11 protein-coding genes are annotated in these 7,749 nt (G+C 44.0%); 9 read left to right on the top strand and 2 right to left on the bottom strand.

The annotated features are described in order from the left end of the window. Window positions 1-216: 216 nt before the first annotated feature. Genes rpe through trpC form a run of 6 tightly spaced genes read left to right on the top strand, consistent with a single transcriptional unit; the run spans window position 217 to window position 5,513 of the window. The gene (gene rpe / locus B4K20_RS11570) at window positions 217-909 is read left to right on the top strand and encodes a ribulose-phosphate 3-epimerase (RefSeq protein ID WP_284722480.1); all 693 of its coding nucleotides are present in this window, start codon (window positions 217-219) and stop codon (window positions 907-909) included. A 7-nt stretch (window positions 910-916) separates the two neighbouring features. Beyond that, complete coding sequence (locus B4K20_RS11565) at window positions 917-1,585, top strand: phosphoglycolate phosphatase (protein WP_284722479.1); 669 nt, start codon at window positions 917-919, stop codon at window positions 1,583-1,585. 9 nt (window positions 1,586-1,594) lie between these two features. Next, window positions 1,595-3,091 (top strand): anthranilate synthase component I, encoded by a 1,497-nt coding sequence (gene trpE, locus B4K20_RS11560; protein ID WP_289282996.1) that lies wholly within the window; start codon window positions 1,595-1,597, stop codon window positions 3,089-3,091. Window positions 3,092-3,106: 15 nt separating this feature from the next. Beyond that, complete coding sequence (locus B4K20_RS11555; protein ID WP_284722477.1) at window positions 3,107-3,685, top strand: anthranilate synthase component II; 579 nt, start codon at window positions 3,107-3,109, stop codon at window positions 3,683-3,685. A gap of 9 nt (window positions 3,686-3,694) precedes the next feature. Further along, window positions 3,695-4,708, top strand: coding sequence for an anthranilate phosphoribosyltransferase (gene trpD, locus B4K20_RS11550; protein WP_289282995.1), 1,014 nt, complete (start codon window positions 3,695-3,697; stop codon window positions 4,706-4,708). A 4-nt stretch (window positions 4,709-4,712) separates the two neighbouring features. After that, window positions 4,713-5,513 (top strand): indole-3-glycerol phosphate synthase TrpC, encoded by an 801-nt coding sequence (gene trpC / locus B4K20_RS11545; RefSeq protein WP_289282994.1) that lies wholly within the window; start codon window positions 4,713-4,715, stop codon window positions 5,511-5,513. On the opposite strand, the gene crp is transcribed toward trpC, so the two are convergent. After that, window positions 5,493-6,179, bottom strand: coding sequence for a cAMP-activated global transcriptional regulator CRP (crp, locus tag B4K20_RS11540; RefSeq protein ID WP_284722474.1), 687 nt, complete (start codon window positions 6,177-6,179; stop codon window positions 5,493-5,495). The genes trpC and crp overlap by 21 nt on opposite strands. A gap of 116 nt (window positions 6,180-6,295) precedes the next feature. Between crp and B4K20_RS11535 the strand changes: the two genes are divergently transcribed. Genes B4K20_RS11535 through B4K20_RS11525 form a run of 3 tightly spaced genes read left to right on the top strand, consistent with a single transcriptional unit; the run spans window position 6,296 to window position 7,427 of the window. Further along, the gene (locus B4K20_RS11535; RefSeq protein WP_273181719.1) at window positions 6,296-6,715 is read left to right on the top strand and encodes an OsmC family protein; all 420 of its coding nucleotides are present in this window, start codon (window positions 6,296-6,298) and stop codon (window positions 6,713-6,715) included. 19 nt (window positions 6,716-6,734) lie between these two features. Next, window positions 6,735-7,142, top strand: coding sequence for a VOC family protein (locus B4K20_RS11530; protein ID WP_289282993.1), 408 nt, complete (start codon window positions 6,735-6,737; stop codon window positions 7,140-7,142). A 3-nt stretch (window positions 7,143-7,145) separates the two neighbouring features. Continuing rightward, window positions 7,146-7,427 carry a YcgL domain-containing protein gene (locus tag B4K20_RS11525; RefSeq protein ID WP_289244799.1) on the top strand — a complete coding sequence of 94 codons (282 nt, stop codon included), beginning with the start codon at window positions 7,146-7,148 and terminating at the stop codon, window positions 7,425-7,427. Here B4K20_RS11525 and B4K20_RS11520 read toward each other — a convergent pair. Next, the coding region (locus B4K20_RS11520) for a MutS-related protein (RefSeq protein WP_414683381.1) at window positions 7,424-7,749 on the bottom strand (326 nt) is incomplete at its 5' end. The two genes, B4K20_RS11525 and B4K20_RS11520, sit on opposite strands and share 4 nt — an antisense overlap.

Raw genomic sequence — 7,749 nt, 5'->3', positions numbered from 1 at the left:
TCTGTTTCATCAGCAGCTTGGGCCTGAGCCAGATAAACTGTCATTACCAACAAAGCGATAAATTTCAACCGTTTTCGCAAGTCTAACTCCATCTCATTATTTTCAGGTCCAGTATAATCTCAGCCTATTGATTTCAAAAGCTGAAAAAAGAAAGCCGATACGGTAAAGTATCAGGTTTACATCACGTTTTTATTATTCGATTTAAGAGAGACAATCATGGCTGAATTCAAAATTGCCCCTTCAATCCTGTCTGCAGACTTTGCTCGTTTGGGTGAAGAAGTAGATAACGTTCTTGCTTCAGGTGCGGATATTGTGCACTTTGACGTAATGGATAACCACTATGTACCGAACCTGACAATTGGTCCATTGGTATGTGATGCACTGCGCAAACATGGTGTCACCCATGAAATTGACGTGCATTTAATGGTCAAACCCGTTGATCGCATCATCCCTGACTTTGCTCAAGCTGGCGCAACATTTATTACTTTCCATCCAGAAGCCTCAGAACATATTGACCGTAGTCTGCAATTAGTGAAAGCCGAAGGTTGTAAAACCGGTTTAGTATTTAATCCAGCCACACCACTTTCTCTAGCTGAACACGTTTTAGATAAAGTAGATCGTATTCTGCTGATGTCAGTTAACCCTGGTTTTGGCGGTCAGAAATTCATTCCTCATACGCTGGAAAAACTACGTCAAGCACGCAAAATGATTGATGAAAGTGGTTACGACATTGATTTAGAAATCGATGGTGGCGTTAACGTCAATAACATCCGTGAAATCGCTGAAGCAGGTGCGCGTACCTTTGTGGCTGGTTCTGCTGTATTTGGTGCAGCGAAAGATAGTGATCCTAACCGCTATGAAACAGTGATTGCTGCGCTGCGTGAGGAATTAGCTAAAGCAAACGTTTAATCGCTCAATGAAGTTAGATTTACCTGAGGTTGTTTTTATTGACCTTGATGGCACGCTGGTTGACAGCGTGCCAGATCTAACTTGTGCAACCAATCACATGCTCAGCAGTCTAGGATTGGCAAAAGCAAGCGAAGCTGACGTCAGAAGTTGGGTAGGTAATGGCATTCCCCGACTTATTGAACGAGCACTAACAGGCGAAATGCAACAAAAAGCAGAAACAGCATTACTGCAAAAAGCATTGCCTCTATTCTTAGATTATTATCAGCAGTTCCCCTGTGAAAGCAGTCAGGTTTACCCAGATGTATTCACAGGACTGTCCTGGCTTAAAAAGAAGCAGATTAAACTAGCTTGTGTCACTAACAAGGATGAAACGTTTACTCTGCCTTTGCTTGAAAAGCTTGGTCTGAAAGATTATTTTGACCTTGTGGTGAGTGGTGATACAACGCCACATAAAAAACCACATCCGGCACCATTACTGTATGGTGTTGATTACTTTCGGATTACCTCCGAAAAGGCATTAATGATCGGCGATTCCGTCAATGACGTAAAAGCAGCTAGAGCTGCTGGACTTGCCATTATATGCGTGAGCTACGGTTACAATCACGGTCAGCCAATTTCTGCAGCTGCACCCAATACCGTAATAGATACTTTTGCAGAGCTGGAAAGCTTATTTTAGAAAGAAGCAATGAAACAGTCAGAATTTGATCAACTTGCCACAGAAGGCTACAACCGCATCCCCTTATCAAGGGAAGTTTTAGCAGACTTAGATACACCATTAAGTGCTTATCTCAAATTGGCTGATGCGCCCTATTCCTACCTGTTTGAATCTGTTCAGGGTGGTGAAAAATGGGGTCGTTACTCGATGATTGGCTTACCTTGCCACACAATTGTTCGCGTTCATGCTAAAGACATTGTGGTGGAACTGGATGGGCAAGTTGTTGAAACAGCACAAGCCGACGATCCTCTGGCATGGATAGAACAATTCCAGACACGCTATCGTGTTGCAGAAATCGATTCATTACCCAAATTTAATGGTGGTCTTGTCGGTTATTTTGGCTATGACACTGTACGTTATGTTGAATCACGACTGGGTAATGCACCGGACTCCGATCCGCTCGAATGTCCTGATATTCTCTTAATGGTGTCAGACGAGTTAGTCGTGTTTGACAATCTAATTGGTCGATTGCATTTGATTGTTCACGCAGACCCGAATACAGAAAATGCCTACCGTCAGGCACAACAACGTCTGGACGAGTTAACACAAATGTTGCGTCAGACAGCGATGGACTTCCATCAGAATAAAGCCCATAAACAAGTCAATGAAGAAGACTTTCAGTCTGGCTTTACTGAGAAAGGCTTTACTGATGCTGTCGAAAAGGCAAAACAATACATTAATGACGGCGATATCATGCAAGTGGTGTTGTCTCAGCGCCTGACCATTCCTTACAGTGCGCCTCCGATTGATTTATACCGAGCCTTAAGAACCCTTAACCCTTCACCTTATATGTACTACTTGAATCTTGGTGAGTTTTTTGTGGTGGGTTCATCACCTGAGATTTTGGTTCGCATGGAAGATCAGGAAGTCACTGTTCGTCCGATTGCCGGCACCCGTCCTCGTGGTAAAAACGAAGAAGAAGACATTGCCTTAGAGCAGGATTTATTATCAGATCCTAAAGAGCTTGCTGAGCACTTGATGTTGATTGACCTCGGTCGTAATGATGTTGGCAGAGTCAGTAAAACCGGTACAGTTGAACTCACCGATAAAATGGTCATTGAGCGCTATTCTCATGTCATGCACATTGTGTCTAATGTCACCGGTCAAGTGGTAGACAATATGTCAGCCATTGACGCTTTAAGAGCGACCTTCCCCGCTGGCACAGTGAGTGGTGCTCCTAAAGTACGTGCAATGGAAATTATCGACGAATTAGAACCGGTCAAACGCGGCGTTTATGCTGGTGCAGTTGGCTATTTATCTTGGTCTGGCAATATGGATACGGCCATAGCCATACGCACAGCAGTTATAAAAAATGATCTGCTGCATATCCAGGCGGGTGCCGGTATTGTTTATGACTCCGTGCCGGAAATGGAATGGAAAGAAACGATGAATAAGGCCCGCGCGATCTTTCGTGCTGTTGCCATGGCGGAAGCAGGATTGGAAGCCAATCCTCATGCAGAAAGCTAACCTAGGACTAGATACATGCTGTTAATGATTGATAATTATGACTCTTTTACCTACAACCTGGTGCAATATTTTGCTGAGCTCGGGGAAGACGTCGCCGTTCATCGTAACGATAAAATTACCATTGCTGACATTGAAGCAATGAACCCTGACAAAATTGTTCTATCACCAGGTCCATGTACACCAAATGAAGCTGGTATATCCATGGAAGTTATCAAGCATTTCGCCGGCAAAAAACCAATGCTGGGTGTCTGCTTGGGTCATCAAGCCATTGGACAGGTGTTTGGTGGTGAAGTGATTCATGCCAGCCAAATAATGCATGGGAAAACGTCTAAGGTGTATCACAACAATACGAGTGTATTTAAAGGCCTGAATAACCCTTTAGAAGCCACACGTTATCACTCCTTGGTTGTGAGCAAATATAACTTGCCGGATTGTTTCAATATTACCGCCTGGACCCAAACGGAAGATGGTGAGCTGGATGAAATCATGGGCATTGAACATAAAACGCTGCCAATAGAAGGTGTGCAATTTCATCCAGAATCTATTCTGACCGAACAAGGTCACGAATTACTGAATAACTTTCTGCAAAGATAAGGGCCTTTCATGGATATACAGGCAGCGATCAAGCAGCTCATCCTGCGCCAAGATTTTAGCCACGACCAAATGACTGACGTCATGAATCAAATCATGACCGGTAATGCCACACCAGCACAAATTGGTGGTTTTTTAATTGGTCTGCAAATGAAAGGTGAAACGGTCACAGAAATTGCAGCAGCGGCCGAAGTGATGCGAAGTCTGGCGACCCCTGTTCATATCAAGGGCAAACATGTTGTTGATACCTGCGGTACCGGTGGTGATGGTGCCAGTACCTTTAATGTTTCTACAGCCAGTGCCTTTGTTGCTGCAGCAGCGGGTTGTCAGGTGGCCAAACATGGAAACCGTTCCATCAGTAGTAGTTCGGGTAGTGCCGATGTGCTTGAAGCCGCTGGCGTTAACTTAGAGCTTAGTCCGGAACAGGTAAAACACTGTATCGAAACAGTAGGTGTCGGTTTTATGTTTGCTCAAAAACATCATGGCGCCATGAAACATGCGATTGGACCGCGTCGTGAGATGGGTGTCAGAACTATCTTTAACCTACTTGGCCCGCTCACCAACCCTGCTCAAGCCGCTCATCAGGTCTTAGGTGTGTTTGATAAAAAATGGGTAAAACCGATGGCTGAAGTGTTACAAAAACTCGGCAGCCAACATGTTTTAGTGGTTCATGCTGAAGATGGTCTTGATGAAATCAGTATCGGTGCTAAAACCCATGTCGCTGAGCTCAAAGAGGGTAAAGTGACGACCTACACGATTAAACCGGAAGATTTTGGTCTTCAGCAGAATACGATTGAAACCTTAACGGTCAGCAATGCACAGGATAGCCTATCGCTGATCAAAGAAGTCTTCGACGGCAAACCCGGTCCTGCGCGTGATATTGTTGTGTTAAATGCTGGTGCAGCAATTTATGCAGCTGATATCACTGTTTCACTCGCAGAAGGAATTGCTATGGCAGCAGAGCTTATCGACTCAGGTGCCGCTACTCAAAAATTAAATGCCCTTATTGTTACAAGCCGAACTTAATACTATGTCTGAAAATACACCTGATATTTTGCTCAATATCCTACAACGCAAACAGCAGGAAGTCGCTGAACGCTCAGCTAAAATTCCGTTAGCTATCATGCAGCAATTAGCTGAACAAGCTAATCCCGTTCGCGGTTTTGTTGAGTCTATCAGCAAAAAAATGCTTAATAACGAACCGGCCGTGATTGCAGAAATCAAAAAAGCCTCGCCGAGCAAAGGTTTGATAAGAGAAAACTTTATACCTAAAGACATTGCCGTCAGTTACGAGAAAGGTGGGGCCGCCTGTTTGTCCGTCTTAACCGACCGTGATTTTTTTCAGGGTCATGAAGTATATTTACAAGAAGCACGTAATGCCTGCTCCCTGCCAGTGATTCGTAAAGACTTTATTATCGATCCCTATCAGGTATTTGAAGCAAGAGCGATAAGCGCTGACTGTATTCTGTTAATTGTCGCGGCTTTGGATGATAATCAACTAGAAAGTTTAAGTCAGCTCGCGATTCAACTAGGTATGGATGTACTGGTAGAAGTACACGATCTCGAAGAGCTGGAACGCGCTTTGGTATTAAACTTACCTTTAATTGGTATCAACAACCGCGATCTTCGAAGCTTTGACACGTCACTCGACACCACCCTGTCATTATTGCAACGCATTCCTCAAGGTCATATCGTGATTACCGAAAGCGGCATTCATACTCGTGATGACGTCAAATTAATGCGTGACAATAAGGTCAATGGTTTCTTGGTAGGTGAAGCCTTTATGCGGGCAGATGATCCCGGGACGGAATTAGCCAAGCTTTTTTACTAAAGGTTTTTTATGACGATGTTCTTCATCATAGATGATCATCGTCTTTCCTTTTGCCCATAACAGGCCATTGTCTTGTAACTCTTTTAGTACACGGCCAACCATTTCTCGAGAACACCCAACCATGCGGCTAATTTCCTGGCGTGTGACCTTGATTTGCATGCCATCTGGATGACGCATTGCATCTGGTTGTGCCGCTAGTTCATGTAAAGCCGCCTCGACTCTACCTGCCACATCAAGAAATGCCATATCGGTGGCTTTGCGAGTCGTTGATAACAAACGTTTCGCTAATTGTTCTGCAATGGTAAATAACAGTGTTGGGTAACACTCTTTTAACTGAGTCTTTGAGAGATTCATGATTTGTTGATACGAAATCTCTTCGGTTCGGACATCCGTTCTGGCACGGACAGTGACCATACGCTCACCGACATCGGAAAACATACCAATTTCACCAATAAAATCACCCTGGTTCAGATAAGCGACGATGAGCTCCTCGCCTTCTTCGTTCTCCATACAAACACTCACAGAGCCTTCACGGATGTAATAAAGCGTGTGAGGAGGATCACCAGGACGAACAATGATATTTTTCGCCGGATAGGTTTTTGTATGACAGCAGCGAAAAAACTCTGCTAATCCTTGCTCAATGGCCTTGTGTCTATGATAGTCCATCTAAGTATCCAAAATGGGTGAGCGGGCAATAATACAGCATAAACGGGTATAATCCCTTAGCGATTTGATAAATATGTCAAATTTAAAGTGACTTATCAACTTTAGGAAACATTTAAATGAAAGCACGAGTGAAATGGGTCGAAGATGTTTTATTCCTCGGCGAGTCAGGAACAGGTCATACCGTAGTGATGGATGGCCCGGAAGAAGCAGGCGGACATGGCACCGGCATGCGTCCGATGGAGTTATTACTGATGGGTATGGCTGGGTGTACAGCCTTTGATGTCATCGAAATCTTGAAGAAGTCTCAACAAGATATTCGCGACTGTGTTATCGAGGCGAATGGCGAAAGAAGCGAAGAAGCGCCAAAGGTTTACACTAATATTCATATTCACTACAAAATCACCGGTAAAAACGTAAAGGCGAATTTTGTTGAACGTGCGATCAAAATGTCGACAGAGAAATATTGCTCAGCCACCATTATGTTGGCGAAGACAGCCACAGTGACGCATGATTACGAAATCATTGAAGTCGAGTAATAAAGAAAAAGAGTAACTGATGTCTGAAAAAAAACGAGTACGGCCAGGCAAAACCGGTGGCATGCGACATGTCGCCCTCTTTGTTGATGATTTGGCTGCATGTGAACATTTCTATACCGAATTACTTGGGATGGAGGTCGAGTGGCGGCCGGATGAACAGAATGTATATCTGACATCTGGTAATGACAACCTTGCCTTACATCAGGCAGCAGAACCTGCTGCACCAGCGCATCAACAAAAATTGGATCATATTGGTTTTATTATTCCAGCCATAGAAGAAGTTGACGACTGGTTCGAGTTCTTAAAAGCACATGATGTGAGCATTCGAAACCCACCGCGTACTCACAGAGATGGTGCCAGAAGTTTTTACTGTTACGACCCCAGTGGTACTGTAGTCCAAATTATTTATCATCCACCTATCTCATAAATAATGAAAACGTATATTTATAAAAGTCTAAAAAAAGAAGAGTTATATCTTTACATCAGCAAGAAAGATGATTTTTCAGAGGTCCCGCAGGCCCTCTATGACTCAATGGGAAAAGAACCTCAGTTCGTTATGGAGCTTGAGTTGTCACCCGAAAAACCACTCGCCCGTGAAGATGTCATCACCGTGATGAAGAATCTGGAAACGCAGGGATATCATGTTCAAATGCCTCCCCGTTTAGAAAAACTCGGCGACTTTATGAATCAGAAAAAACAGCATCTTCACTAGTGCCTGAGTAATTGGCTAAGCTCATACAAGATATCTAATGCTTGTTTTGGGCTTAGTTCATCGGGGTTTATTTGCTCTAGTCGTTTCTCAAGCGGCGAAGATTCTGCTTCTTGGGTAAATAAGTCTTGTTGTGGCTGCGCGTTTGTCGTGTCGACTGAGTAGTGGGTCTGTTCCAGTTGCTTTAATTTGGTTTTGGCGGCTTTAATTACATCAGCAGGCACACCAGCAAGCTGAGCCACCTGAAGACCATAGCTTTGACTGGCGGCCCCTTCTTTTAACTGATGAAGAAAGACAATCTTGTCACCATGTTCGATAGCATCCA

Origin of the sequence: Methylophaga sp. UBA5088, from assembly GCF_002414625.1 — a bacterium.
GTDB classification, from domain to species: domain Bacteria; phylum Pseudomonadota; class Gammaproteobacteria; order Nitrosococcales; family Methylophagaceae; genus Methylophaga; species Methylophaga marina.
This window is presented reverse-complemented; position numbering and strand designations above follow the sequence as displayed.

What these genes read in the sequence shown, in the direction of transcription:
- B4K20_RS11565 (WP_284722479.1), top strand. Translation starts at nt 917, where the DNA reads ATGAAGTTAGATTTACCTGAGGTTGTTTTTATTGACCTTGATGGCACG.
- B4K20_RS11525 (WP_289244799.1), top strand. Translation starts at nt 7,146, where the DNA reads ATGAAAACGTATATTTATAAAAGTCTAAAAAAAGAAGAGTTATATCTT.
- trpC (WP_289282994.1), top strand. Translation starts at nt 4,713, where the DNA reads ATGTCTGAAAATACACCTGATATTTTGCTCAATATCCTACAACGCAAA.
- trpD (WP_289282995.1), top strand. Translation starts at nt 3,695, where the DNA reads ATGGATATACAGGCAGCGATCAAGCAGCTCATCCTGCGCCAAGATTTT.
- crp (WP_284722474.1), bottom strand. Translation starts at nt 6,179, where the DNA reads ATGGACTATCATAGACACAAGGCCATTGAGCAAGGATTAGCAGAGTTT.
- trpE (WP_289282996.1), top strand. Translation starts at nt 1,595, where the DNA reads ATGAAACAGTCAGAATTTGATCAACTTGCCACAGAAGGCTACAACCGC.
- B4K20_RS11530 (WP_289282993.1), top strand. Translation starts at nt 6,735, where the DNA reads ATGTCTGAAAAAAAACGAGTACGGCCAGGCAAAACCGGTGGCATGCGA.
- rpe (WP_284722480.1), top strand. Translation starts at nt 217, where the DNA reads ATGGCTGAATTCAAAATTGCCCCTTCAATCCTGTCTGCAGACTTTGCT.
- B4K20_RS11555 (WP_284722477.1), top strand. Translation starts at nt 3,107, where the DNA reads ATGCTGTTAATGATTGATAATTATGACTCTTTTACCTACAACCTGGTG.
- B4K20_RS11535 (WP_273181719.1), top strand. Translation starts at nt 6,296, where the DNA reads ATGAAAGCACGAGTGAAATGGGTCGAAGATGTTTTATTCCTCGGCGAG.